Origin of the sequence: Corallococcus sp. CA054B, from assembly GCF_003611625.1 — a bacterium.
Lineage (GTDB): Bacteria > Myxococcota > Myxococcia > Myxococcales > Myxococcaceae > Corallococcus > Corallococcus coralloides.
The window spans coordinates 1-24489 of the sequence record NZ_RAVY01000023.1 but is presented as its reverse complement, the minus strand read 5'-3'; the positions used below and the strand labels follow the sequence as shown (position 1 = coordinate 24489).

Annotated in this window: 17 protein-coding genes; 8 read left to right on the top strand and 9 right to left on the bottom strand. The window is 69.9% G+C overall.

Annotated features, from left to right (window positions below):
* Positions 1-144: 144 nt before the first annotated feature.
* Entirely contained in the window at positions 145-978 is an 834-nt protein-coding gene (gene fabI, locus D7V80_RS08560; RefSeq protein WP_120587687.1) for an enoyl-ACP reductase FabI, read from the bottom strand.
* A 310-nt stretch (positions 979-1288) separates the two neighbouring features.
* On the opposite strand from fabI, the gene D7V80_RS08555 reads away from it, so the two are divergent.
* The 3 genes from D7V80_RS08555 to D7V80_RS08545 all read left to right on the top strand — a co-directional run bounded on the left by D7V80_RS08555 (position 1289) and on the right by D7V80_RS08545 (position 5737).
* Positions 1289-4171: a 2-oxoglutarate dehydrogenase E1 component gene (locus D7V80_RS08555; RefSeq protein ID WP_120587686.1), complete on the top strand. Its 2883-nt coding sequence runs from the start codon at positions 1289-1291 to the stop codon at positions 4169-4171.
* Positions 4161-5369, top strand: coding sequence for a 2-oxoglutarate dehydrogenase complex dihydrolipoyllysine-residue succinyltransferase (gene odhB, locus D7V80_RS08550; RefSeq protein ID WP_120587685.1), 1209 nt, complete (start codon positions 4161-4163; stop codon positions 5367-5369). The genes D7V80_RS08555 and odhB overlap by 11 nt, the downstream gene beginning before the upstream one ends.
* Before the next feature lie 164 nt (positions 5370-5533).
* Positions 5534-5737 carry a cold-shock protein gene (locus D7V80_RS08545; RefSeq protein WP_014397260.1) on the top strand — a complete coding sequence of 68 codons (204 nt, stop codon included), beginning with the start codon at positions 5534-5536 and terminating at the stop codon, positions 5735-5737.
* 107 nt (positions 5738-5844) lie between these two features.
* Here D7V80_RS08545 and D7V80_RS08540 read toward each other — a convergent pair whose 3' ends face one another.
* Together D7V80_RS08540 and D7V80_RS08535 are read right to left on the bottom strand one after the other, a co-directional pair.
* Complete coding sequence (locus tag D7V80_RS08540; RefSeq protein ID WP_120587684.1) at positions 5845-8070, bottom strand: S9 family peptidase; 2226 nt, start codon at positions 8068-8070, stop codon at positions 5845-5847.
* A gap of 147 nt (positions 8071-8217) precedes the next feature.
* Entirely contained in the window at positions 8218-10398 is a 2181-nt protein-coding gene (locus tag D7V80_RS08535; RefSeq protein WP_120587683.1) for a S9 family peptidase, read from the bottom strand.
* 89 nt (positions 10399-10487) lie between these two features.
* On the opposite strand from D7V80_RS08535, the gene D7V80_RS08530 reads away from it, so the two are divergent.
* The gene (locus tag D7V80_RS08530) at positions 10488-11267 is read left to right on the top strand and encodes a UPF0489 family protein (protein ID WP_120587682.1); all 780 of its coding nucleotides are present in this window, start codon (positions 10488-10490) and stop codon (positions 11265-11267) included.
* A 16-nt stretch (positions 11268-11283) separates the two neighbouring features.
* On the opposite strand, the gene D7V80_RS08525 is transcribed toward D7V80_RS08530, so the two are convergent.
* Together D7V80_RS08525 and D7V80_RS08520 are read right to left on the bottom strand one after the other, a co-directional pair.
* The gene (locus tag D7V80_RS08525; protein ID WP_120587681.1) at positions 11284-13218 is read right to left on the bottom strand and encodes a BamA/TamA family outer membrane protein; all 1935 of its coding nucleotides are present in this window, start codon (positions 13216-13218) and stop codon (positions 11284-11286) included.
* A gap of 42 nt (positions 13219-13260) precedes the next feature.
* Positions 13261-14130, bottom strand: coding sequence for a cobalamin-binding protein (locus D7V80_RS08520; protein ID WP_120587680.1), 870 nt, complete (start codon positions 14128-14130; stop codon positions 13261-13263).
* A 290-nt stretch (positions 14131-14420) separates the two neighbouring features.
* Here D7V80_RS08520 and D7V80_RS08515 point away from each other — a divergent pair, with 290 nt between their 5' ends.
* The 4 genes from D7V80_RS08515 (at position 14421) to D7V80_RS08500 (ending at position 20409) form a co-directional block, all read left to right on the top strand.
* Positions 14421-16034 carry a serine/threonine-protein kinase gene (locus tag D7V80_RS08515; RefSeq protein ID WP_120587679.1) on the top strand — a complete coding sequence of 538 codons (1614 nt, stop codon included), beginning with the start codon at positions 14421-14423 and terminating at the stop codon, positions 16032-16034.
* Positions 16031-18586, top strand: a complete 2556-nt coding sequence (locus D7V80_RS08510) for a TonB-dependent receptor domain-containing protein (RefSeq protein ID WP_199738449.1) — start codon at positions 16031-16033, stop codon at positions 18584-18586. Before D7V80_RS08515 ends, D7V80_RS08510 begins: the two co-directional genes overlap by 4 nt.
* A complete protein-coding gene (locus D7V80_RS08505; RefSeq protein WP_120587678.1) occupies positions 18583-19806 on the top strand; it encodes a hypothetical protein in 1224 nt (407 codons plus the stop codon). The genes D7V80_RS08510 and D7V80_RS08505 overlap by 4 nt, the downstream gene beginning before the upstream one ends.
* 120 nt (positions 19807-19926) lie before the next feature.
* A complete protein-coding gene (locus D7V80_RS08500) occupies positions 19927-20409 on the top strand; it encodes a response regulator (RefSeq protein ID WP_120587677.1) in 483 nt (160 codons plus the stop codon).
* 14 nt (positions 20410-20423) lie between these two features.
* On the opposite strand, the gene D7V80_RS08495 is transcribed toward D7V80_RS08500, so the two are convergent.
* The 4 genes from D7V80_RS08495 to D7V80_RS08480 form a co-directional block, all read right to left on the bottom strand.
* Complete coding sequence (locus D7V80_RS08495; protein ID WP_120587676.1) at positions 20424-21041, bottom strand: sulfite oxidase heme-binding subunit YedZ; 618 nt, start codon at positions 21039-21041, stop codon at positions 20424-20426.
* A gap of 3 nt (positions 21042-21044) precedes the next feature.
* Positions 21045-22034 (bottom strand): protein-methionine-sulfoxide reductase catalytic subunit MsrP, encoded by a 990-nt coding sequence (gene msrP, locus D7V80_RS08490; RefSeq protein WP_120587675.1) that lies wholly within the window; start codon positions 22032-22034, stop codon positions 21045-21047.
* A gap of 34 nt (positions 22035-22068) precedes the next feature.
* A complete protein-coding gene (locus tag D7V80_RS08485) occupies positions 22069-22812 on the bottom strand; it encodes a fatty acid desaturase (RefSeq protein WP_233585215.1) in 744 nt (247 codons plus the stop codon).
* A 57-nt stretch (positions 22813-22869) separates the two neighbouring features.
* The coding region (locus tag D7V80_RS08480) for a hypothetical protein (protein WP_120587673.1) at positions 22870-24489 on the bottom strand (1620 nt) is incomplete at its 5' end.

Sequence of the window (24489 nt, the reverse complement as noted above, 5' to 3'; positions counted from 1 at the left end):
CGCAGGCTCCGCGGAGTGCGGGATGCGCCTGCGCTGCATGGGTGATCCTACCGTGAGCACTCCGACGGGCGGAAGCGGGGGGCTCCCGTCCGCCGGGAAGCCTGGCAGGCGAAGGTCTGGACTTTCCAGGAAGGTTGGATGGCCTCAGCCTTCCTTGGGCGTGGGGTTGGCGGGGACCCCTTCTGGCGGTGCTTCCACCGTCTCCACCGGGGGTGCGCCTACGGCGTGATAGCCACCGTCGACGTGAATCATCTCTCCGGTGGTGGAGGACAGCCAATCGGACAGAAGTGCACAGGCCGTCTTCGCCACGTGGTCGTGGCTGTCCTTGTCGCTCCAGCCCAGCGGCGCCTGCTTGCCCCAGTACTGAGCCAGCGCCTTGAAGCCCGGGATGCCCTTGGCCGCCACGGTGGCGAGCGGCCCCGCGGCGAGCGCGTTGACGCGGATGCCCTTGGGGCCCAGGTCGCGCGCCAGGTAGCGCACCGTGGCCTCCATGGCCGCCTTGCACACGCCCATCCAGTCATAGATGGGCCACGCCTGCCGGTTGTCGAAGTCCAGCGCCACGATGGAGCCGCCCGCCGTCATCAGCGGCGCGCACGCCACCGCCAGCTCCTTCACGGAGAAGGTGGAGATGCGGAACGCGGTCTGCGCGCTCTCCCACGGCGTGTTGAGGAAGTTGCCGCCCAGCGCGTCCTCGGGCGCGTACGCGATGGCGTGCAGCACGCCGTCCACGCGGCCCCATTTCTGCCGCAGCGCCTCCGTCAGCGCCGGAAAGTGCGCCGGGTTCGTCACGTCCAGCTCCAGCACCTCCGTGCCGGGCTTGAGCCGCTTCGCGCTGCGCTCGGTGAGGGACTTGGCCCGGCCAAAGCCGGTGAGGATGACCTCCGCACCCTGCGCGATCGCGTGCTCCGCGACGCCAAAGGCCAGCGACTGCGGGGTGAGCACGCCGGTGATGAGCAGCTTCTTGCCCTGAAGGAGCATGTCGGTACGTTCTCGAAAGCGAGTGGAAAGAGGGGGCGTGTGCTTACCACTCCTGAACCTCCGAAGGGGCCCCCGGCCCCCGTGTCTTGTTTGCCTCGGATGTACGTCTGTTCAGCATGCCAGGGGCCCTGGCGTCTCCTTTGAGCCCCTCCCACCCAGGGGAATCCGGTGCTCGGTGAAGCTGCGCTCACGCGGGGCATGACTCCATCTGCTCCCTTGAGTGAAGCCCGGCAGCCGGACATGGCGCGGTTCAACAAACTGAGGCGAAAACCCCCCAACGCGGTCCCCATCCAGTAAAAGACCCCCCGCCATGGCGAATTTCCAGGACAGTTTCCTCTCTGGTGGAAACATCGACTTCATCGAGGGGCTCTACGCGCGCTTCCTCGAGGATCCGGGCAGCGTGGACGCGAGCTGGCGCGAGGTGTTCGAGCGCAACGACGGCACGGGCCGCCCCATCTTCAACACGAAGCTTCTGGAGGCTCCGACACCCGCCGCACCGGAGGGCAAGGGCAAGGGCAAGGCGAATGGCGCCGCCGTGCAGGCCGCCGCCGCCGCGCCCCAGGCTCCGGCCGCGCCGGCGCAGGACATCGGGCTGCAGTCGAAGGTGGATCAGGCCATCACCGCCTTCCGCCTGCGCGGCCACCTGCGCGCGAAGCTGGATCCGCTGGCGCGTCCGCGCCCGCAGCTGGGCCACGTGGCGGACGTGGCGCTGATGGACGAGAACCACTTCACGCCCAGGGAGCTGGAGCAGGCGGTGGAGTGCAACAACGTCTTCCCGCAGCAGCGCGTGCGCCTGGCGGACCTGGTCACGCGGCTGCGCCGCACGTACTCCGACCACATCGGCGTCGAGTTCATGCAGATGCTCGACAGCGAGCGGCGCCGCTGGCTCATGAAGCGCATGGAGCACAGCGACAACCGCACGCCGTTCTCCGTGGAGGAGCAGCGGCACATCCTCACGAAGCTGTCGTACGCGGAGGGCTTCGAGAACTTCCTGCACACGAAGTACGTGGGCGCCAAGCGCTTCAGCCTGGATGGCGGCGAGGCGCTCATCCCCATGCTGGACGCGCTCCTGGAAGTGGGCGCCGGCATGGGCCTGAAGGAGCTGGTCATCGGCATGGCCCACCGCGGCCGCCTCAACGTGCTGACCAACATCCTGGGCAAGAAGCCGGATCAGATCTTCAGCGAGTTCGACGGCCCCAAGGACCCCAAGGCGTACCTGGGCCGCGGCGACGTGAAGTACCACATGGGCTTCTCGTCGGACCACGCCACGCGCTCCGGCAAGAACGTGCACCTGTCGCTGGCCTTCAACCCCAGCCACCTGGAGTGCGTGGGCCCCGTGGTGGAGGGCCGCGTGCGCGCCAAGCAGGACCGCGGCGGGGACACCGAGCGCACGCAGGTGATGCCGCTGCTCATCCACGGCGACGCGGCCTTCATCGGCCAGGGCATCACGTCGGAGACGCTCAACTTCTCCGGCCTCAAGGGCTACACCACGGGCGGCACGGTCCACATCGTCATCAACAACCAGGTGGGCTTCACCACCGACCCGTCCGACTCGCGCACCAGCATCTACTCCACCGCCATCGCGCAGATGCTGGACATCCCGGTGTTCCACGTGAACGGGGATGACCCGGAGGCGTGCGTCCACGCGGCGCGCCTGGCGGCCGAGTACCGCCAGACGTTCAAGAGCGACGTGGTCATCGACCTCATCTGCTACCGCCGCTACGGCCACAACGAGGGCGACGACCCGTCCTTCACCCAGCCGGCGATGTACGACCTCATCCGCAAGCACCCGCCGGTGCGCGCGCTGTACGCGAAGGCGCTGGCGGAAGCGGGGCGCATCAGCGCGGAGGACTCGGACGCCATCAAGCAGCGCTGCTTCCAGGACTTCGACGCGGCGCTCACCCGCGCCCGCCAGGAGAGCCAGTTCAAGGAGCCCAACGCGCTGGAGGGCCTGTGGCACCCCTACAAGGGCGGCCTCATGAAGAACGCGCCCCAGGCGTCCACGGCGGTGGCCAAGGCCACGCTGCGGGACGCGCTCCAGAAGCTGGCCACGGCGCCGGAGGGCTTCAACGTCCACCGCGACGTGGAGCGCACGGTGCTCAAGAAGCGCCAGGGCATGCTGGAGAGCGAAGAGCTCCAGTGGAGCGAGGGCGAGTCGCTGGCGTACGCGACGCTGCTGTCGGAGGGCTACGGCATCCGCCTGTCCGGCCAGGACAGCGAGCGCGGCACCTTCAGCCACCGCCACGCGGTGCTGCACGACACGCAGACGGGCGAGGAGTTCACGCCCCTGCGCCAGTTCGCCACCGGCAAGGCGACCTTCAACGTCTGGAACAGCCCGCTGTCGGAGATGGGCGTGCTGGGCTTCGACTACGGCTACAGCCTGGACGTGCCGGACGGCCTCACCCTGTGGGAGGCCCAGTTCGGTGACTTCGCCAACGGCGCGCAGATCATCATCGACCAGTTCATCGCCGCGGCGGAGAGCAAGTGGCGCCGGCTGTCCGGCATCACGCTGCTCCTGCCGCACGGCTACGAAGGCCAGGGCCCGGAGCACTCCAGCGCGCGCCTGGAGCGCTTCCTGGACCTGTGCGCCGAGGACAACCTCCAGGTCTGCTACCCCACCACGCCCGCGCAGATCTTCCACCTGCTGCGCCGCCAGGTGCTGCGCCCGGTGCGCAAGCCGCTGGTCATCATGTCGCCCAAGAGCCTGCTGCGCCGTCCGGAGGCCACCAGCCGCATGGACGACCTGGCCACGGGCGCGTTCCAGGAAGTGATTCCGGACGCGAAGGCGGACGCCGCGAAGGTGAAGCGGCTGCTCCTGTGCAGCGGCAAGGTCTACTACGACCTGGCCAAGGCCCGGGACGAGCGCAAGGACGACTCCATCGCCATCGTGCGGGTGGAGCAGCTCTACCCGTTCCCGCAGGACGAGCTGTCGAACCTGGTGGCGAAGCTGCCGGCGCTCCAGGAGCTGTACTGGGTGCAGGAGGAGCCGCGCAACGCGGGCGGCTGGCACTTCATGTTCCCCCGCCTGCACGACCTCCTCTCCGGCCGTTCGCAGCAGCAGACGGTGAAGCTGGGCTACATCGGGCGCGCCGAGGCCGCCAGCCCCGCCACCGGTTTCACGAAGACGCACGACTACGAGCAGCAGCTCATCATCGAAGAAGCCATCCTCCGAGGACCCCAGAATGGCCGTTGAACTGAAAGTCCCTCCGCTCGGCGAATCCATCACCGAGGCCGTCGTCGGCAAGTGGAACAAGAAGCAGGGTGAGTCTGTCTCCGCGGACGAGCCGCTCGTCGTGCTGGAGACCGACAAGGTCACCATCGACGTGCCGGCGCCCGCCGCGGGCAGCGTCGCGTCCATCGCCTTCAAGGAGGGCGACAAGGTCCGCGTGGGCGACGTGCTGGGCACCATCGAGGCCGGTGCCGGCGCCTCTCCCGCCGTGGCCGCCGCCACGCCCGCGCCCGCCCAGGCCGCGGCGCCGGTGTCCACGCCCGCCGCTCCGGCTCAGGCCCAGGGCGACACGCGCATCACCCCCACCGCCAGGAAGATGGCGGAGGAGAACCGGGTGGACGTGGGCCAGCTGAAGGGCTCCGGCACCGGTGGCCGCATCATGAAGGAGGACGTGCAGGGTCAGCTGAACCGCCCGTCCACGCCCCCGGCCCCGGCCGCTCCGTCCGGTCCCCGCCCCAACGCCGCGCGCGAGGAGCGCGTGCGCATGACGCCGCTGCGCAAGCGCGTGGCCGAGCGCCTCATCCAGGCGCAGTCCACCGCCGCCATGCTCACCACCTTCAACGAGGTGGACATGGGCGAGGTGATGGCGCTCCGCAAGAAGTACAACGACAAGTTCCAGGCGAAGCACGGGGTGAAGCTCGGGTTCATGAGCTTCTTCATCCGCGCGTCCGTGGAGGCCCTCAAGGCGTTCCCGCAGATCAACGCGGAGATCGACGGCGAGGACGTCATCTTCAAGCACTACTACGACATCGGCGTGGCCGTGAGCGGCAGCCGTGGCCTGGTGGTGCCGGTGGTGCGTGACGCGGACAAGCTGTCGCTCGCGGACCTGGAGAAGACGGTCGGTGACTACGGCGGCCGTGCGCGCAACGACAAGCTGACGATGGCCGACCTCACGGGCGGCACGTTCACCATCACCAACGGCGGCATCTTCGGCTCCATGCTGTCCACGCCCATCCTGAACCCGCCGCAGACGGGCATCCTGGGCATGCACAACATCGTGGAGCGCCCCGTGGCCCGCGACGGCCAGGTGGTCATCCGGCCCATCATGTACATCGCCCTCACGTACGATCACCGCCTGGTGGACGGCCGCGAGGCGGTGCAGTTCCTCGTGCGCGTGAAGGAGTGCATCGAGGACCCCGAGCGCCTGCTGCTCGACATCTGACTTACTCCCCCGCACATGACACCGCGGGGGGCGTAAGTCGGGCAATCCCGGAGGGCCGGCTGGACTTCCAGTCGGCCCTTTCACTACAAATAGCTCTGTCTCCCGGTCGTCGGGCAGAACGGGTGGCCTTCCCCACGGCTGCCCTGCAAACGCAAGGAAGCGCAATGGCAACTGGTACCGTGAAGTGGTTCAACGACGCGAAGGGCTTCGGCTTCATCACCCAGGACGGCGGCGGCGAGGACGTGTTCTGCCACCACACCGCCATCAACATGGATGGGTTCCGCACCCTGGCCGAGGGCCAGAAGGTGGAGTTCGAAGTCACCAAGGGCCCGAAGGGCCTGCAGGCGCAGAACGTCCGCGCGGCGTGAAGTGACGCGTCTCAGCCATTCCTCACGGACTGGTTGAAGCAACAGAGGCCCGGCCCCCGAAAGGGAACCGGGCCTCTGCCTTTTGACGGGCCCTGGGGCCGCTCGGCCTACTTCTTCAGGTTCTGCTCGAAGTGGGAGATGACGCGCTCGTACTGGCGCTCGGTGATGAGCGGATCCGGGACCATGTGCGTGAGGCCGGACAGGGGCAGCAGCTGGTGCGGTTTGCCCGCGCGGAAGAGGGCATCCGACAGCTTCAGCGTGTGGAAGAAGTACACGTTGTCATCCGCGGTGCCGTGGATGAGCAGCAGCGCGCCAATGGGGCTGTCCTTCTTCGCGTACGTCAGCAGGCTGCTGACCTCGTAGGCCTGGGGGGTCTCTTCCGGCAGGCCCAGGTAGCGCTCGGTGTAGTGCGTGTCGTAGTCGCGCCAGTCCACCACCGGGGCGCCGGACACCGCGGCCTTGAAGAAGTCCGGGCGCTTCAGCGCGGCCAGCGCCGCCATGTAGCCACCGAAGCTCCAGCCGGTGATGCCCACGCGGGAGAGGTCCATCTCCGGCACTTCCTTCGCCAGCGCCTGCACCGCTTCAATCTGGTCATCCAGGGTGATGGTGGCGAAGTCGTGCTTCACCGCGCGGTTCCACTCGGAGGTGCGCAGCGGCGTGCCGCGGCCGTCCACCTTCACCACCAGGAAGCCGTGGTCCGCGAACCACTGGCTGAGCAGGTGCGCGGCCATGGACTGGTGCACCACCGTGACGGTGGGGCCCGCGTAGACCTCCACGATGACGGGCAGCTTCTGGCCGGGCTTGAAGTCGCGAGGCTTCACCAGCGAGGTCCAGAACTTCTTCGGGCCCACCTGGCGGATCTCGAAGTTCGGCGTGAAGGACGGCTCCTGCGCCACCTCCGGCAGCTCGCCCAGCTTCGTGCCGTCGCCCTTGAGCACCACCGTGCGCGGCATGGCCTTGGGGCCCTGCGTATTGAGGACGACCAGGCCCCCGTTCTTGGACACGAGCCCGTTCTCCACCGCCGGGCCGCTGGTGCCCGTGGCCACCTGCTTCGGCGCCTCACCGAGCTTCACGCGCCACAGGTGGCTCTGCGTGGGGTTCGGGTCACCCGTGAAGAAGAGCGTCTTGTCCGTCTGCACGAAGCGCGACAGGTTGCGGTAGCCCGCGTCCGGCTTCACCACGGAGCGGTCCAGCTCGCCGCTCGCCTTGCGCAGCTCCACCTCCGGGCCGCCGTTGCGCTCGGTGTACCAGAGGAAGCCGGAGCCATCCTCCAGCCACAGCGGGTAGTCCTGGGCCAGCTCCACCCAGGCGTTGTCCTTCTCCGTGAGGAGCACGCGCGTCTTGCCCGTGGCGGGGTCCACCGCCAGCACCTGCTCCTCCGTCTGGAGGCGGTTCTGCACGACGATCGTCAGCGGCCCGCCCTTGTCCCACTTCACCGTGGCCAGGTACGGGTACTTCTGCGCGTCCCACTGCGCCCACACCGTCTTGCCGCCCGTGACGGGGGTGACGCCCAGGCGCACCTTCGCGTTGGCCTTGCCGGGACGCGGGTACGGGAAGATCTCCCCGCCCTTCTCCGGGTGCATCACGTCCACGATGGTGAGCTTCTCCACGTCGGACGTGTCGGACTCCGTGTACGCGATGGACTTCGAGTCCGGGCTCCACCAGTAGCCGGAGAAGCGGCTCATCTCCTCCTGCGCCACGAACTCCGCCAGGCCGTGCGTCTTCTGCGCGGTGCCGCCCTGCGTGACGCGCTTCTCCTGGTTGGAGGCCAGGTCCACCCGGTACACGTCGTGCTCACGCACGTACGCCACCTGCTTGCCGTCCGGCGACAGGCGCGGGTCGATGACGCCGGGGCCCGTCTTCAGCTCCGTGGACTTCCCCGTCGCCCGGTCCACCACGTAGAGCCGGCCGGAGAGGGGCACCAGCAGCTGGGTGCCGTCCTCGGAGAGGCTGTAGGAGGTGAAGCCCCGGGCGCTCACGCGCATGCGCTCGCGGCGGGCCTTCTCCTCGGGGGACAGCGTCTCCTCCGCGCCCTGGAGCAGGGCTTCGGGCGTGAGCAGCTCACGCGCCTGGCCGCCGGCCACGTCGAACGCGTAGAGCATCTGCACGTTGGACGTGGGGGAGGTGCGCAGGAAGAGGACGGACTTCTCGTCCGGGGTGATGCGCGTGCCCACCGGGCGCCCGCTCTGGAAGCGGCGCGTTTCGGCGTACTGGCGCAGGAAGGTGTCCGGCTGCTTTTGCGAAGGGGCCATGGCGGAGGGTTTGCGCTCCTGGGCGATGGAGGGGGCGCTGCTCATGAGGAGAAGCGCGGCGGCGGTGAGGACCTGACGCATGCGTAGCTGAATCCCCGCGCGGGGCGGGGCTCCTTTCGCGGGAAGGTGCGGGCAAGCCTACACTCCGGCCGCCGCGCGGCCCTCCCAACGTCCTGCCCCCGCGAGGATTCCCACCGGAAGCGGACAGGTGCCGGGCGGGACCTCCCGCTACTTCAGGTTCTGCTGGAAGTGGGTGATGACGCGCTCGTACTGACGCTCCGTGACGAGCGGGTCCGCCACCATGTGCGTGAGGCCGGACAGGGGCAGCAGCTGGTGCGGCTTGCCCGCGCGGAAGAGCGCGTCCGACAGCTTCAGGGCGTGGAAGAAGTAGACGTTGTCGTCCGCGGTGCCGTGAATCACCAGCAGCGCGCCGATGGGCCCTTCCTTCTTCGCGTACGTGAGCAGGCTGCTGACCTCGTAGGCCTGGGGGCTTTCTTCCGGCAGGCCCAGGTAGCGTTCGGTCGCGTGCGTGTCGTAGTCGCGCCAGTCCGTCACCGGCGCGCCCGCGACGCCGGCCTTGAAGAAGTCCGGTCGCTTCATCACGGCCAGGGCGGACATGTAGCCGCCGAAGCTCCAGCCAAAGATGCCCACGCGGCTCAAGTCCATCTCCGGCACCTCCTTCGCCAGGGCCTGCACGGCTTCAATCTGATCATCCAGGGTGACGGTGGCGAAGTCGTGCTTCACGGCGCGGTTCCACTCGGAGGTGCGCAGCGGCGTGCCGCGCCCGTCCACCTTCACCACCAGGAAGCCCTGATCCGCCATCCACTGGTCCAGCAGGTGCAGGGACATGGACTGGTGCACCGTGGTGACGATGGCGCCGCCGTAGATGTCCACGATGACGGGCAGCTTCTGGCCAGGCTTGAAGTCACGGGGCTTCACCAGCGAGGTCCAGAACTTCCTCGCGCCCACCTGACGCACCTCGAAGTCCGGCGTGAAGGGGGGCTCCTGGGCGACGGAGGGCAGTTCACCCACCATCATGCCGTCGCCCTTGAGCACCAGCGTGCGCGGCAGGGTCTTGGGGCTCTGCCTGATGAGGACGACGAGGCCCCCGTTCTTGGACACGAGCCCGTACTCCAGGGCGGGACCGCGGGTGCCCGTGGCCACCCGCCTCGGCGCCTCACCGAGCTTCACGCGCCACAGGTGGCTCTCGGTGGGGTTCGGGTCGCCGTTGAAGAAGAGCGTCCGGTCCGCCTGCACGTAGCGGGTGAGGCTCCGGAAGCCGATGCCCGGCTTCACCACGGAGCGGTCCAGCTCCCCGTTGGCCTTGCGCAGCTCCACCTCCGAAGCGCCGTTGCGGTCGGTGTACCAGAGGAAGCCGGAGCCATCCTCCAGCCACAGCGGGAACTCCTGGTGCAGGTCGATCCACGCCGCGTCCTTCTCCGTGAGGAGCACGCGCGTCTTGCCCGTCGCTGTATCGACCGCGAGCAGCTGCTCCTCCGTCTGGTGACGGTTCTGCACGAGCAACGTCAGCGGCCCCCCCTTGTCCCACTTCACCGTGGCCAGGTACGGGTACTTCCGCGCGTCCCACTGCGCCCACACCGTCTTGCCCCCGGTGATGGGCGTGATGCCCAGGCGCACCTTCGCGTTCGCCTTGCCCGCGCGGGGATAGGGGAAGGAGGCACCGGGCTGCTCCGGGTGCATCACGTCCACGACGGTGAGCTTCTCGACCTCGGACGTGTCGGACTCCGCGTACGCGATGAACTTCGCGTCCGGGCTCCACCAGTAGCCGGAGAAGCGGCCCATCTCCTCCTGCGCCACGAACTCCGCCAGGCCGTGCGTCTTCTGCGCCGTGCCGCCCTGCGTGACGCGCTTCTCCTGGTTGGCCGCGAGGTCCACCCGGTACACGTCGTGCTCACGCACGTACGCCACCTGCTTGCCGTCCGGCGACAGCCGAGGGTCGATGACGCCGGGGCCCGTCTTCAGCTCCGTGGACTTCCCCGTCGCCCGGTCCACCACGTAGAGCCGGCCGGAGAGGGGCACCAGCAACTGGGTGCCGTCCTCGGAGAGGCTGTAGGAGGTGAAGCCCCGGGCGCTCATGCGCATGCGCTCGCGGCGGGCCTTCTCCTCGGGGGACAGCGTCTCCTCCGCGCCCTGGAGCAGGGCTTCGGGCGTGAGCAGCTCACGCGTCTGTCCGCTGGCCACGTCGAACGCGTAGAGCATCCGCACGTTGGACGTGGGGGACGAGCGCAGGAAGAGGACGGACTTCTCGTCCGGGGTGATGCGCGCATTCACGGGCCTCCCGTTCATGAACCGGCCCGTTTCGGCGTACTGGCGCAGGAAGGACGAAGGATCCTGGGCCAGGACGGGCAGTCCCAGGAGGAGCAGCGCGACGGTGACGAATGGACGCATGCGTGATTGAACCCCGCGGTACGGGGCTCCTTTCGCGGCAGGATGGACATCCCCCTGAACGCCGGAGCCTGGAGGGGATTTCGTCCCGCATGAATTCGAAAAATGACGACGCCCTGCGCCATCTGCGCCTCGCGGGCGTGGTGCGGCTGGGCCTGGGCGGAGGCCGCGGCCCGATGGATGCCTACGTGTTCGACCCGCACCGGCTCGCGCTGCCCGCGTGGGCGTGTGCCCTGGGCGACGCGGGCCCCCCTGCCCTGCTCGTCACGCTGGACCGGCACCTGGACATCGTGGTGCCGGAGCGCCCCGCGGACATGCCGGACCGCTCCGCCGGTCTGCGCGCGCTGGACGAGCACGCACGGTGGCAGCTGGACGTGCGCAACTACGACCACATCCTCGCGGCGATGGAGGCGAACCTCGTGGGCGACGCGTTGATCATCGCGCGCACCCGGCCCCGGGGCTCCTTCGCCGGGGACACCTACGTGGACACGCGCGGGCGCTCGCACCGCATCGTGACGGCGACGACCGTGGACCGCGCGGCGGAGGCGTACCTGCACCCCGGCCCCACGGACGCGGTGCGCGACGTGCTGGAGGCCGCGCCCGCCGTGCTGCTGGACGTGGACCTGGACTGCTTCACCAGCCTGAGCGACGCGGACCCCACCACCGTGCTGCCGTGGCCGAAGGCCGTCATCCGCGAGTTCCTCCTGCCGCCCGACTCGGAGCCCTTCTGGGACGCGGTGCTGGGCAAGGCGGTGGCGTTGACGCTCGCGCGCGAGCCCCACCACTGCGGCGGGCTGCTCGCGTCCGGAGAGCTGTTCCGCGACGTGGCGGAGGTCCTCTTCCGCGAGCTGCTGCGCGTCGAGCCGCCCTGAAGCGTCCGGAGCCGGCTCAGGGCGAGTCGAGGAAGTTGGGACGGTAGTCCGTCACCTGCCCGCTGCTGAGCGACAGGCGGCTGCCCACCGGAGGACGGTCGCCGTTGAGCACGTAGCCGAAGTCGATGCGGAACGGGAACACGTTGAACTGGGGGAACAGCACCCGCAGGCCCACGCCCACGGTGGTCACCATCTCCGGCCGCTCGTTGAACGCGCTGCCCGAGTCGAGGAAGAACACGCCGCCCACGTGCACCGTGCGCACGACGAGCGGCGCGGTGCGGTACTCCAGGTTCACCAGCAACAGCCGCTTGCCGGAGTACGCATCCACCGCCGCGCCGCGCAGGCCGTTGCTGCCGCCCAGGAGGCTCACGCGCTCGGACAGGTCGTCGATGTTCACGTCCAGCAGGCCGCGCGCCACGAAGCGCCCCCCGAGCACGCGCGGCGACACCTGCACCAGCTCCGCGGCCCAGCGGCGGTTCGTCCAGCCCTCCTTCACGCCCGGCCGCGGTGCATTGAATTGCTGGCGGACGGACGCGGCCGCGGACGCGGTGGTGAGCGCGTCACCCCAGTGCACGCGGTAGCGCAGGGACAGCCCCCCTTCCGCGAAGTGCGCGGCGGACGGGAACACCGGCGGCGCGTAGCGCAGCGTGGCCAGCACCGAGTGCCCCAGCTGGAAGTCCTCCGACAACGCGTAGGAGTCCACGTTGCGGAGCACGTCGTAGCGGGCCTCGAAGGCGCTCAAGGAGAAGTTCGCGTACCCCGCGTCCTCCGCGCGCGGCAGGTAGTTGCGGCGGAACCAGTCCGTCTGCACGTCGGTGAGCCGCGACGCCACCGGCGCGGCGTAGGCGTAGTGGTAGGCCCCCGCGCCCATGCCCACGTTCCACTTGTAGCGCTGGCCGTAGGAGCGCGTGTACGTGGCGCCCGCGGCCACCTCGCGCGCGTTGTAGATGTACGGCACGGGTTCGCCGTCCGGGAACGGGAGCTGCCAGATGTCCGCGCCCCGGAACTGCCGCGCGGTCTCCATGTTCCACGCCACGGACGTGCTCAGGCTCCACGGCGTGGCCAGCGAGTACAGCGGCCGGCTGACGACCAGGCTCCCGCGCGAGCCCTCCGCCTTCCCCGTGTCGCGGTTGATGAGCACCGCCGCGGACTCCGTCAGCGACCAGCGGCTGCCGAGCACGCGCCGGTCCGTGTAGCTCTGGCCGAAGCTGAACGTGTCCAGGCGCATGATGAAGTCCAGCGCCACCTTCTTGCCGCGCCCCAGGAAGTTCTGCTCCGTGCCCTGGAGGCGCAGGTACAGCAACAGCGAGCCCACGGCGGAGAACTCGTTGTTGAGCCGCAGCGACCACAGGTCCTTGGTCACCAGCAGCAGCGCGACCTTGTCCGGTGCACTGCCCTTCACCGGCACCGCGCGCACGACGGAGAACAGGCCCAGCTTGCGCAGGTTGCGCACCGACTCCGCGACGAGCGCCTCCGAGTACGGCTGCCCCGGCGAAATCAGCACCTCCTGGCGGACGACCTCATCGCGGGTGCGGACGTGGAAGATGTTGAGCAGCGATGGATAGGGATCCATCGGCGCGACCACCTCCTCCGCGGTGACGAGCACCTCCTCCAGCACCTTGCCCTGGGGCTCGGGCTCCACCTGGCGCTCGACCTCGCCCAGGCCCCAGGCGATGAGCGCCTCCTCGTAGTTCTTCGTGCGCTCCGCGTCCGTGGTGGCCACGGGCGCCTGCGGGCCCTCCGGCCCCACCGGGACCTCCTCCGAGCGGGGCGGCGGCGCGACCTCCGCGTTCGACACGCCCGACGGATCGACGTCCGGCGAGCGCACCGGCGCATCCGGCGGCACGACGTCCTGGGGCTCGCCGGAACCCTGCTCGGGGGGAGCCTGCTCCGACGGCGCGCCCGTCGCGGCGAGCACGGTGACCAGCAGGACGGGCAGTGAGAGCGGCACGCGCGCATCCTGTCATGCGCTGCGCCTGCCGCCAGCCTCCCCTCACTCCAGCGCGGTGCGCAGGTCTCCCGGCCGGGCCATGGGCAGCTTCTCCCCCTTCGCGATGGCCGCGACAATGCGGGCCAGCTGATCCACCCCGTCCGACAGCGCCGCCGGTCCCGGCTGGAGGATGTAGGAACTCCTCACTTCGTAGAGCTGGTCGTCCACCACCGCCCGCACGCCGGACCAACCCGGCCGGGAGGCAATCTTCTCCCGCTTCGCCTTGCGCCCGCACCAGCTGGCGATGACGCCCTCCGGGTCGCGCTTCGCCACCTCCTCCGGCTCGAAGATGCGGCCCTTCGCCCCCTGCGACGCGCGCGACTCCTGGCACACGTCCACCCCACCCACCACCTCCACCAGCTCCGAACACCAGCGGATGCCGGAGATGAGCGGCTCGTGCCACTCCTCGAAGAAGATGCGCGGCCGCTTCGGCAGCGACTGCGCCGCGTCCGAGTGCCGCTCCAGGTTCTTCTCCAGCTCCACCGCCAGCGCCTCCGCGCCTTCCGCGCGCCCCACCAGCGCCCCGGTGAGCCGCACCGCCTGCAGGATTTCCGCGAGCGAGCGCTGGTTGAACAGGTACACGGGCACCCCGCGCTTGCAGAGCTCCCGGCCGATGTCCGCCTGCAGGTCGCTGAACCCCAGCACCAGGTCCGGCTTCAGCTCCAGAATCCGCTCGAAGTTCGCGTCCAGGAACGAGCTGACCCGCGGCTTCTTGCGCGCCTCCGGAGGCCGCACCGTGAACCCCGACACGCCGACGACCAGGTCCCCCGCGCCAATGCGGTAGAGCACCTCCGTCGTCTCCTCCGTCAGGCACACCACCCGCCGCGGATGACGCGGCGCGGACGACAACAGCGCGGACAGCAGGGCATTCATGCGGGAAACCCTAACCCGCCCGGGCCCCCGTCACCGGGAATGACGCGACGCACCAGCTGCCCCGGAGTGTGCGGCAACGGACGCTGATTTCCCCGTTTTCCAACCGCCACCGGGGGACTCGGTGCGCACGGGAAGTGCGGGAGTGCGAGCGCGCCGCGCGGGCCGGAAACTCGGCGCCGGGGCGCGGCGATGATAGCGGCACGTCTCTTGGGCGGTTTTCAAAGGCGGTGCTAGCATCCGCCGGGTCCGAAACGACGTATGCGGTCCATCTCTTCGCTTTGGGGGAACACATGATCGAAAGCGACGCCCGCCGCCAGGGCGCGCCCGCCGACGTGACGGATCCCCTGCTCGGGCGGATCCTCAACGAGCGCTTCCGCATCCTGGAGACGCTTGGCGCCGGAGGCATGGGCCGCGTCTACAAGGCCATGCAGGCCCCGTTGGACCGGCTGGTGGCGCTCAAGGTCCTGAACCCGCAGTACAGCGGCGAGGGCAAGGACCCGGGCTTCCAGAAGCGCTTCTTCCTGGAGGCCAGCGTCACCGCGAAGCTGCGCCATCCGAACACCGTCACCGTCATCGACTACGGCAAGACGGAAGACGGCATCTATTACATCGCGATGGAGTACCTGGAGGGGCTGACGCTGTCGCAGCTGCTCACCCAGGAAGGGCCGCTGCCGTGGGAGCGCGCGCTCGCCATCGGGCAGCAGGTGGCCCGCTCGCTGCGCGAGGCGCACAAGGTCGGCCTCATCCACCGCGACCTGAAGCCCGCCAACGTGATGATCCTCAACCAGGAGGCGGATCACGACGTGGTGAAGGTGCTGGACTTCGGCCTGGTGAAGTCCTTCTCGGGTGACGCCTCCATGAAGGAGGACACCACCCTCACGCAGGCGGGCGTCATCCTGGGCTCGCCGCAGTACATGGCGCCGGAGCAGGCGCGCAACATCGCGGATCCGCGCAGCGACGTGTACAGCCTGGGCGTGGTGCTCTACCAGGTGCTGATGGGCCGGCCGCCCTTCCAGGCGGCGCAGAGCATTGACGTCATCGTCAAGCACATCAACGACCCGCCGCCCCCCTTCCACACCGTGTGGCCGGACCACAACGTGCCCGCGGAGGTGGAGGCGCTGGTGATGAAGTGCCTGGCCAAGCGCCCCGTGGACCGCTACGCGTCCATGGACGCCGTGCTCCAGGGCATGCGCACCGCCGCGTCCGCGTCCGGTGTCAGCGGCGTCTTCACCACGCGCACCGGCCTCAACGCGGTGGGCTCCGGCCCCCACAGCGGTCCGCACAGCGGCATCCACAGCGGCCCCCACCAGGCGCTGGGCTCCGGCCCCACGCCCGCGCCCAACACCATGGCGCTGGACATCTCCGTGGACGAGGCCGGCGGCCTCGCGAAGAAGTCCCGGAAGGGCCTGGGCATCGCGCTGTTCGGCGCGTCCCTGTTCGTGGGGCTGGGCGTGGCGGGCATCTTCGTGCTGAAGGGGGCCCAGAAGCCCCCGGTGGAGCCGGCCGCCTCCGCCCCGGTGGCGCGCACGCCCGTCGCGCAGCCGCCGCCCGCCCGCGAGCCCGCGGCCGTCGCGGAGACCGCCCCCACGCCGCCGCCCGCCGCTCCCCGGCCCGTGCGCTTCGACCTGGACAGCGAGCCCCAGGGCGCGGAGGTCATGCTCGACGGCAAGGTGCGTGGCACGACGCCGCTGGTCATCAACCACACCCCTGACGGCCCGGGCCTCGCGTCCGTGGAGGTGTCGTTCGCGATGGACGGCTACCAGACCGTCAGCAAGAAGTACGCGGGCGAGCCAGGCACCACCGTCAACGTCTCCATCAAGCTTCCGCGCATCAAGAAGCAACCGGGACCGAAGCCTTCCCCCAAGGCTCCCAGCTCCTCGTACAAGGACGATCCGTACCAGTGAATCCCCCGACAGCCTTCCGACGTGGGGCGCTCCTCGCGCTGTGTCTTTGCGCGACCGAGGCCCTGGCGGACGCGCGACTTGAAGCGCGCCGCCACTTCCGCAATGGCATGAACCTCATCGAGCAGAAGCAGTTCGATGAAGGCATCGCCGAGCTGGAAGCGGCCTACAACATCAAGCCGCACCCCAGCGTCCTCTACAACATCGCCCGGGCGTACCAGGACGCGGGCCGGCTGGACGAGGCGCTGGAGACCTACAAGCGCTACCTCGCCTCCAATCCGCCGGACGCCGCCAACGTGCAGGCCCAGGTCACCCGCCTGGAGTCCACGCAGAAGGCGGCCCAGGCGGAGGCGCCCACCCCCGGCACCGAGACCGGCACGACGGGCACCACCGGCCTGCCCATGCCGCCGCCGCCCCCCACGAGCATCCAGGCCCAGCAGCAGATGGCCACGCTCATGGAGCGGCTGGAGAAGGCCGTCGCCCGCGCGGAGTCCATGTCCGCCCAGCCCCAGGGCGCGCAGCAGCCCGCGGCCACGCCCGGCCCCACCGTCAGCTCCAGCGGCAGCGCGGAGTCCGGGGACACCTCCGGCGACCAGGGCCTGGTGCCGTATGAAGAGCGCGTCGTGACGGCGAGCCGCCGCGCCCAGTCCTCGCTGGAAGCGCCCAACGCCACCACCGTCATCACGGCGGAGGACATCCGCCTGTCGGGCGCCACCACGCTGCCGGAGCTCCTGCGCCGCGTGCCCGGCGCGGACGTGATGGCCATGGGCGTGGGCAGCGCCAACGTCAGCCTGCGCGGCTTCAACCAGCGACTGGCCAACAAGGTGCTGGTGCTGGTGGACGGCCGCACGGAGTACCAGGACTTCCTCGGCCTCACGGTGTGGGCGGGGCTGCCCATCGGCCTGGAAGAAATCGATCGCATCGAGGTCATCCGCGGACCGGGCAGCGCGCTGTACGGCGCCAACGCGATGCTGGGCGTCATCAACATCATCACCCAGGCCCCCGGCACCGGCCGGCGCGCGCGCTTCGGCGCCATGGCGGGCGGTGGCAACACCGTGCAGGGCTCCTTCGTCAGTCACGGCCAGAACGGGGCCCTGCGCTACCGCGCGTCCGCCGCCTACCAGCAGCAGGACAAGTGGAGCCGCGATTACGAGACCGGCCGTCCGGACTTCGCCCTGCAGGGGCCCGCGGATCCGGACCTGGGGCAGCGCGGGGCTCGCGCCAACCTGTCCACCGTCTACACGTTCCAGGAGGGCCAGGCGATTGGCGTCTCCGGAGGCGTGCACCGCTACCTGACGGAGATCTATCCGCTGGGCCTCCTGCGCAACTACTACATCGACGGCCTGGGCGCGTACGCCAAGGCGGACGTGGAGCTGGGCGCCGTGAAGCTCAAGGCGTTCTGGAACCACCTGTCCGGCGACGCAGGTCCCCAGTACGAGGCCATTGGCCAGCGCTCGCTGGGCACCAGCGTCGCGTCCAACGTCTTCAACGGTGAAGCGCTGTACGCGCGCGGCTTCGAGCTGGCCGGCGAGCACCAGGTGAACATCGGCGTGGAGGGCCGCTTGAAGCGCGTGGCCTTCACCTACCTGGACGGCCTGCGCGAGGAGTTCCACGCGGCGGCCTTCGTCCAGGACGAGTGGCGCATCGTGCAGCCCCTGCGCCTCATCGTCAGCTACCGCGTGGACCGCCACCCGCTGCTCGACAAGGGCAACCCGGGCATCGCGCAGTCGCCGCGCCTGTCCGCGGTGTTCCAGCCCATGGAAGGGCACGCCTTCCGCGCGTCCGTGGCCACCGCCTTCCGCGAGCCCACGTTCCTGGAGAGCTACACCCGGCTGCCCGTGCCCGTGCCGGGCGTCAACGGCGTGAGCCTGCTGACCACCGGCAACCGGACGCTGCGCCCCGAGCGCCTCAACGCGCTGGAGCTGGGCTGGCGCGGTGAGTCCCCGCGCCTGGGTCTGGACTGGGACGTGGCCCTCTACCAGAACACGGTGAAGGACCTCATCGCCCTCTCGCCCGTGCAGTCCCTGCCCGCCGGCGAGTCCTTCGACAGTGGCACCGGCAACTACCTGCTGGGCCGCTCCATGTTCACCAACGAGGCCGCCATCTACACCGCGCGCGGCGTCGAGGCGGGCATCAACGTGTCCCCCATCGACGGCCTGGGCGTGAAGGCGAGCGCCGCGTACCAGCACGTCAGCTCCGACCTGCCGGATGAAGGCCAGTGCGGAACGTGCAGCCAGACGCCGGCCTTCCGCCTCTTCGGCGGCGTCACCTACCGCACGCGCACGGACCTGGAGTTCGGCATCGAAGCGGCGTTCACGACCTCCACCACCTGGGTGGAGCGCGAGCCCTCCGCGTCGGATCCGACGCGCGTGGACCTCATCGCCAACAACCTCCCCGCGTACACCGTCGTCAACGCCCGCGTGGGCTACACCGTGGTGAAGGACTTCGTCTCCGTGGCGCTGCAGGGCAGCCAGCTCGGTGGCAGCCACGCGGAGCACCCCTTCGGCAACCGCATCGAGCGGCGCGTGTTCGCCAACCTCACGGTGACCCCATGAAGCGCGCCCTTCCCTTCCTCGCGTTCACGCTCGCGTCGCTCTTGTCCGGCGGCTGTGATGCCCCGGACGTGGTGCCCACGGCGGACGGCCGCCAGCACACGCGCACGGCCCGCATCGAGGGCAGCCTGGTGGTGCAGTCGCGCGCCCGCGGCAACGCCATCGTGTTCATCTACGACGCGGCCAACCCGCCGCCGCCCGCGGGCTCCGGCCGGCCGCTGGCCTTCACCGTCGTCACCGCCGCGGAGCTGTTCGGCGCGTCCCTGGGGGACAGCTCCACGGGCCCGTTCACGGCGCCGTTCTCGCTGAGCCTCGTGGAGCCGGGCCGCTACATCCTGCGCGGCTTCATCGACGCGGACACCTGCCGGAACATCCCGCAGCCCTGCCACGTGTCGGACTTCAATCCCTGGTACGGCGTCACCTCCGAGCCCAACGCGGGCGACGTGGGCGGCGGCGCGGTGGACCCCGCCAACGGCGCCACGCGCGTCCTGGAAGTGACGACGGACGCGGACGGCTGGCCCCAGCCGCTCTCCGGCGTCTCCGTGTCCTTCGCGGACTCGGCCACCGTGCCCGTCGACCGGCCCGCGTTCCAGACCGCGGACGCGCGCGAGTTCAACACCGCGACCACGCCGCTGAAGACGCTGACGCTCACGCCCCAGGTCCTCACCGGCGCGGTCGACCAGCGGCCTCCGGGCTTCTGGGTGCAGCTGATCGACGCCAACAAGGACGGCGTCCCGGACGACGCCAACGGCGACGGCGTGCCGGACTTCTGGCCGCGCGTCATCGTCCGCAAGCTGGCGGACGGCGTGACGGGCTACGTGGACGAGAACGACCTCAACCGCGACGGCATGGTGGATGAAGAGGGCGTGGACTACGCGCGCGCCAACGGAGGCAAGGACGGCAAGCCGGACGTGACCGTGCTGGCGGCCGGGCTGGTGCCCGATCCCCTGCTCGCGGCGCTGCTCGACGAACAGGGGAAGCCCCGCACGCAGCCTGTCTTCGTTCCGCAGCTGGTGGTGGCCATCCGCGCCCAGGCGCTGGACGCGCGCGACCCCGCCGCGCCCGCGCCGCTCGCGGCCGTGCCCCCGGGTCGCTACAGCGTCACCCTGCTGCAGTCCACGGGGCAGACGTGGCGGCTGCCCAACGAGTTGGATCCGGTGCTCGCGGAGGCCGTGGGGCTGCCGGGCGTGCCGTCCCAGGCCTTCGTGCTGGAGGTTCGCTGAGGTCGTTTTCGCCCTCCTGAAATCGCGGCGGGGAGCCCTGGTTGCTTTGACTTCGCAGGGCCCTTCCGCGACCATGGGCGAAGCCGCTGGAGGCGTTTCCTCCCCGAGGTTTTGATTCCGATGAAGGCCGGTCCTCTCTCCGCCCCCGAAAACGCGCCCCCCCGTCCCACGGGGAGCACGCCCACGGTCCGTCCGACCGGGGGGACCGGTCCGCAGCGCGTATTGCTGGTGGACGACAGCCGCTCCATCCGGACGCTGCTGAAGATCTACCTCATGGCCCGCAGCTTCGAGTTCCTGGAGGCGGAGTCCGCCGAGGAAGGCCTCAAGGTCGCCGAGGCGGAGCAGGTGGACCTCATCCTCACCGACTTCCACATGGATGGGATGAACGGCGCGGACTTCGCCGGGCAGATCCGCGCCAGCAGCAACGCCAGGCTGTCCAAGGTCCCCATCCTGATGATGACGGGCGACCCGAACGTGGCGGAGGTGCGCGCGCTGGGCCAGAAGGCCGGCATCAGCGCCTTCGTGCGCAAGCCGGTCAGCTGCGCGCAGCTGATGACGCTGGTGGACACCATCCTCCCGCTGCCCCGCGCCGCCGCGAAGTAGCGCCCGCTTTCAGCTCAGGCCGGGCGCTCCCGCGCGAGCGCCCGCCGCTTGCGCAGCGCCTCGCCCACGCGCACGGCGAAGAGCAGCGCCAGGACGGCCCCGTAGAGCACCGGCTCCGTGACGTCCTTCTTCACCCGCCACACGAAGTGCACCACGCCCAGCACCGCGGCCACGTAGGCCAGCCGGTGCAGGCGCTGCCACGTGGGAAAGCCCAGCCTCCGCACCCACGTGTTGGTGGAGGTGACGGCCAGCGGCACCAGCAGCATCAGCGCGGTGAAGCCCACGGTGATGAAGGGCCGGGTGAAGACGTCCTCCGCCATGGCGCGCACGTCCAGGCCCTGATCCAACACGGCGTAGGTGAGGAAGTGCGCCGCCGCGTAGGTGAAGGCCAGAAGGCCCAGCGTGCGGCGGATGCGCGCGGGCCACGTCCAGCCCGTCACCAGCCGCACCGGCGTGCACGCCAGCGAGCCCACCAGCACCGCCAGCGCGAAGAGGCCCGTCTGGTTGAGGGCGAACTCGATGCCGTTGGCCCCCAGCTGTCCCTGCGCCCCCTGCACCGCGAGCAGCAGCAGCGGGGAGAGCCCTCCGACGGCGATGGCGGGGTTCAGCCAGGGGAGCTTGGTGGAGGCCATCGTTCAGAAGTCCCGCTTCAGGTCCATGCCGCTGTAGAGGCCGGCCACCGCGTCCGCGTAGCCGTTGAAGGGCAGCGTGGGCCGGCGCGACGTCTCACCGATGCGGCGCTCCGTGGCCTGGCTCCAGCGCGGGTGATCCACCGCCGGGTTGACGTTGGCGTAGAAGCCGTATTCGCGCTTGTTGGTGATGTTCCACGTCGTGGGCGGCTGCTCGCGCGTGAGCGTGATGCGGACAATGGACTTGATGCCCTTGAAGCCGTACTTCCACGGCACCACCAACCGCAGCGGGGCGCCGTTCTGCGCGGGCAGCTGCTTGCCGTACAGGCCCGTGGCCAGCAGCGTCAGGGGGTGCCGGGCCTCATCCAGGCGCAGGCCCTCCACGTAGGGCCAGTCGAGCACCGGGCTCTTCTGGCCGGGCAGCTGCTCCGGGTCCTCCAGCGTGGTGAAGGCCACGTACTTCGCGAAGGACGTGGGCTGCACGCGATCCAGCAGCTTGCCCAGGGGCAGGCCCAGCCACGGAATCACCATGGACCAGGCCTCCACGCACCGCATCCGGTAGACGCGCTCCTCCAGCGGGAAGGCGGAGATGAGCTGATCCACGTCCACGGTCCACGGCTTGTGCACCTCCCCGTCGATGACGACCGTCCACGGCCGCGTCTTCAACAGGTGCGCGCGGCGGGCCGGGTCGTTCTTGTCCAGGCCGAGCTCGTAGAAGTTGTTGTAGGTGGTGATGTCCTCGTAGGGCGTGCGCGGCTCGTCCGTGCTGAAGAGGCCCTGCGCGGGCGCCACCGGCTGGTCCACCACGCCCGCGTCCGGCACGAAGCCGTCCATGGGCCGGGTGCGCTTCATGCCCAGCAGGTACAGCCCGCCGCCCACCACCGCGGCCGTGCCCGCGAACAGGCCCGCGTTCTTGAGGAACTCGCGGCGGCGCAGGTAGAGCTTCTCGGGCGTCACTTCGGAGCCGGGGGGCTCGGGAGGGAGCTTGTCGCGCATGGCTCCCTCTATAACGCCCCAGCGCCTTTTCCGGTTACCGCCGGGCGTCCTTCACCCGCCACAGCCGCCACCAGGGCGTGCCGGGGGACTGATGGTGCTCCCAGTGGTAGCCGAAGAAGAAGCACGACAGCAGGGCCCACAGGTGGTTGCGAGGCAGGGAGCGCGCGTGGTGCGGCGCCATCCCTTCCGTCTCCGGACGCCGGTGCGGCAGGTACGTGCCGAAATAGAACAGCTGCACGGTGGCCAGCACGGACGGCAGCACCCAGAAGACCAGGATGCGCGCCTGGGGCACGCCCAGCCACAGCAGCACGTTGAACTTCAGCGCCATGACCGCGATTTGCGGCCACGTCGTGTAGCGGACCATGAAGGCCCCGAACCAGGGCCAGAAGGCCTGCCCCCGGGCCGCGAAGTCCGGGTCGTGCTCGCCGGTGGGGTCCACATGGTGCGCCCGGTGGTTCACCACCAGCCGGCGGTAGGACAGCCCCGCGAAGAGGAAGCAGGCCAGCATCCCCACCGCCGCGTTCACCCGGCGATTCAGGGACACCGTCCCGTGCATGGCGTCATGCCCGGTGATGAAGAGGCCGGTGGACAGCCACATCTGCGGGAGGACGTGCAGCCAGGGGAGCGGTGAGCCCCACGGCAGCGCGGGCCCCGCCAGCAGCCACGCCAGGTGCCCACCCCACGCGCCCACCACCGTGAGCGCGAGCACGACGCCCCACGGGTCGGGAGGGGCGGGACGGGTGGAGGGCTCGAACGCCATGGCTCCCTTACTGGCCATGCCCCGTCCCCCGCGCATGGGAAAAGCGCGCGGGTGGGACGGAGCGTGGCCGGGACACTACTTCGCCGCGGGCGTGGCCGCGGGGGCGCCGAAGTCCTTCACCAGCGAGTCGGCGGTGACGTAGCGCGGCTCGATGTCCACCGGCACGTTCTTCAGCCGCTCCAGCACCTTCTGCACGGAGGGGCGCACCACGCCCTGCTTCGCGAGCAGCGCCTCCGCGGCGGCGCGGTCGCCCTGGGCCTGGAGCGTCATGAGCTGGTTGGTCAGCGACGAGATGGAGGCCTGCATCTTGTCCGGCACCACTTCGAACGTGCCGTCCGCGTTCACCTTCACCGCGCCGGTGTCCAGGAAGTGGTTGAGCTGCAGCGCGATGCCCTTGCCGTGCGCCTCGTCGATGCCGAAGCGGATGGAGCGGAACGCGGACGCGAGGAACGTCGTGTACATGGTCCGCTGCAGGTCCTTGTCCAGCGTGCCCTTGTCCACCAGCCGCTGGAGCGCCCACAGGCCGGAGATGTCCGCCTTGGCCTCTTCAATGGCGCTGGAGGACGCCTGCAGCGCCTGACGCACCGTCGTCTGCTTCCCGGCCACGGTGACGTTGTGGGGCCCCAGGCCGTGCATCAGCTCGTGCATGAGGATGTGCGTGAAGAAGGCGTCGAAGGACACGTCCTTGCGGTCCTTCGCGGGCAGCGCCACCTTCGCGATGGGCAGCAGCACGCGCTGGAACTTGGCCTCCTGGATGTTCTTCAGCATCACGCGCTTGGTGCCCTTCTCCGCCGCCACGCGCTCGTCGTTGGGCAGGTTGAAGGCCGCCGTCTGCACGCCCCGGTTTCCGTCACCGGACGAGTAGATGCTGTTGATGACGCGGATGGGGGCCAGGGCGCCCAGCTTCGGGTTGCGCAAGGAAGCTTCAATCGGGAGGTTGTTCTCCAGCTCCTGGAGCTCCGCGCTGAACTTCGCCAGCTTCTGCGTCTCCGCGTCGTCGCGCACGCCGATGAAGGCCTCGAACGCGGCCTTGTAGTTGAACCAGCCGTCCTCGTAGACCTCGTAGGGCCCGATGGTGGGCTCCACGCTCGCGTCCAGCTCCATCCACGCGACCTCGCTCGCGTAGTAGTCGTTGGACAGGAACGCCGCCGCGCGCGCCTCCAGGAAGCGCTTCAGCGTGGGCTGCTGGGTGAGCGCCGCCGCCTCACGCAAGAGCTGCGCGGCCATGCCCAGCTCGCCCTGGTACTCCACGCTGTAGGGCACGCTCACGAACTTGCCGTCCGGCCCCTTGCGCAGCGTGGTGAAGAAGCCCGTGGCCGCGTGCTGCTGCGCCTCCGGCAGGCTCTTCACCCACGCCTCCACCTCCGCCTTGGTGGCCCCGGCGGGATAGAAGTTGCCCTCGTCCGGCTTGGGCGGCACGCCGGGGATGAACGGCTTCGCCTCGTCCAGGCGCGACCAGGGGCCCTTGTTGAGCAGGAACGCGTGCAGCCGCTCCTTGCCCAGGGGCGTGGTGTCCTTCAGCAGGTCCAGCAGCAGCGTCTGGTTGCCCGCCCACGCCTGGCTCAGGAAGAGGGGGTCCATGATGCGGGCGGCCTGGAGGATCTTGGCCAGGGCGCGCTTCTCCGCGTCCGGCAGCTTGGACACGTCCACCTTGACGTCCACGGGGGCGAAGCGCGCCGTCATCCGCTTCAGCGT

Bases quoted from the DNA above. Each gene is read 5' to 3' on its own strand.
- fabI (WP_120587687.1), bottom strand. From the start codon at position 978: ATGCTCCTTCAGGGCAAGAAGCTGCTCATCACCGGCGTGCTCACCCCG.
- D7V80_RS08555 (WP_120587686.1), top strand. From the start codon at position 1,289: ATGGCGAATTTCCAGGACAGTTTCCTCTCTGGTGGAAACATCGACTTC.
- odhB (WP_120587685.1), top strand. From the start codon at position 4,161: ATGGCCGTTGAACTGAAAGTCCCTCCGCTCGGCGAATCCATCACCGAG.
- D7V80_RS08545 (WP_014397260.1), top strand. From the start codon at position 5,534: ATGGCAACTGGTACCGTGAAGTGGTTCAACGACGCGAAGGGCTTCGGC.
- D7V80_RS08540 (WP_120587684.1), bottom strand. From the start codon at position 8,070: ATGCGTCAGGTCCTCACCGCCGCCGCGCTTCTCCTCATGAGCAGCGCC.
- D7V80_RS08535 (WP_120587683.1), bottom strand. From the start codon at position 10,398: ATGCGTCCATTCGTCACCGTCGCGCTGCTCCTCCTGGGACTGCCCGTC.
- D7V80_RS08530 (WP_120587682.1), top strand. From the start codon at position 10,488: ATGAATTCGAAAAATGACGACGCCCTGCGCCATCTGCGCCTCGCGGGC.
- D7V80_RS08520 (WP_120587680.1), bottom strand. From the start codon at position 14,130: ATGAATGCCCTGCTGTCCGCGCTGTTGTCGTCCGCGCCGCGTCATCCG.
- D7V80_RS08515 (WP_120587679.1), top strand. From the start codon at position 14,421: ATGATCGAAAGCGACGCCCGCCGCCAGGGCGCGCCCGCCGACGTGACG.
- D7V80_RS08505 (WP_120587678.1), top strand. From the start codon at position 18,583: ATGAAGCGCGCCCTTCCCTTCCTCGCGTTCACGCTCGCGTCGCTCTTG.
- D7V80_RS08500 (WP_120587677.1), top strand. From the start codon at position 19,927: ATGAAGGCCGGTCCTCTCTCCGCCCCCGAAAACGCGCCCCCCCGTCCC.
- D7V80_RS08495 (WP_120587676.1), bottom strand. From the start codon at position 21,041: ATGGCCTCCACCAAGCTCCCCTGGCTGAACCCCGCCATCGCCGTCGGA.
- msrP (WP_120587675.1), bottom strand. From the start codon at position 22,034: ATGCGCGACAAGCTCCCTCCCGAGCCCCCCGGCTCCGAAGTGACGCCC.
- D7V80_RS08485 (WP_233585215.1), bottom strand. From the start codon at position 22,812: ATGGCCAGTAAGGGAGCCATGGCGTTCGAGCCCTCCACCCGTCCCGCC.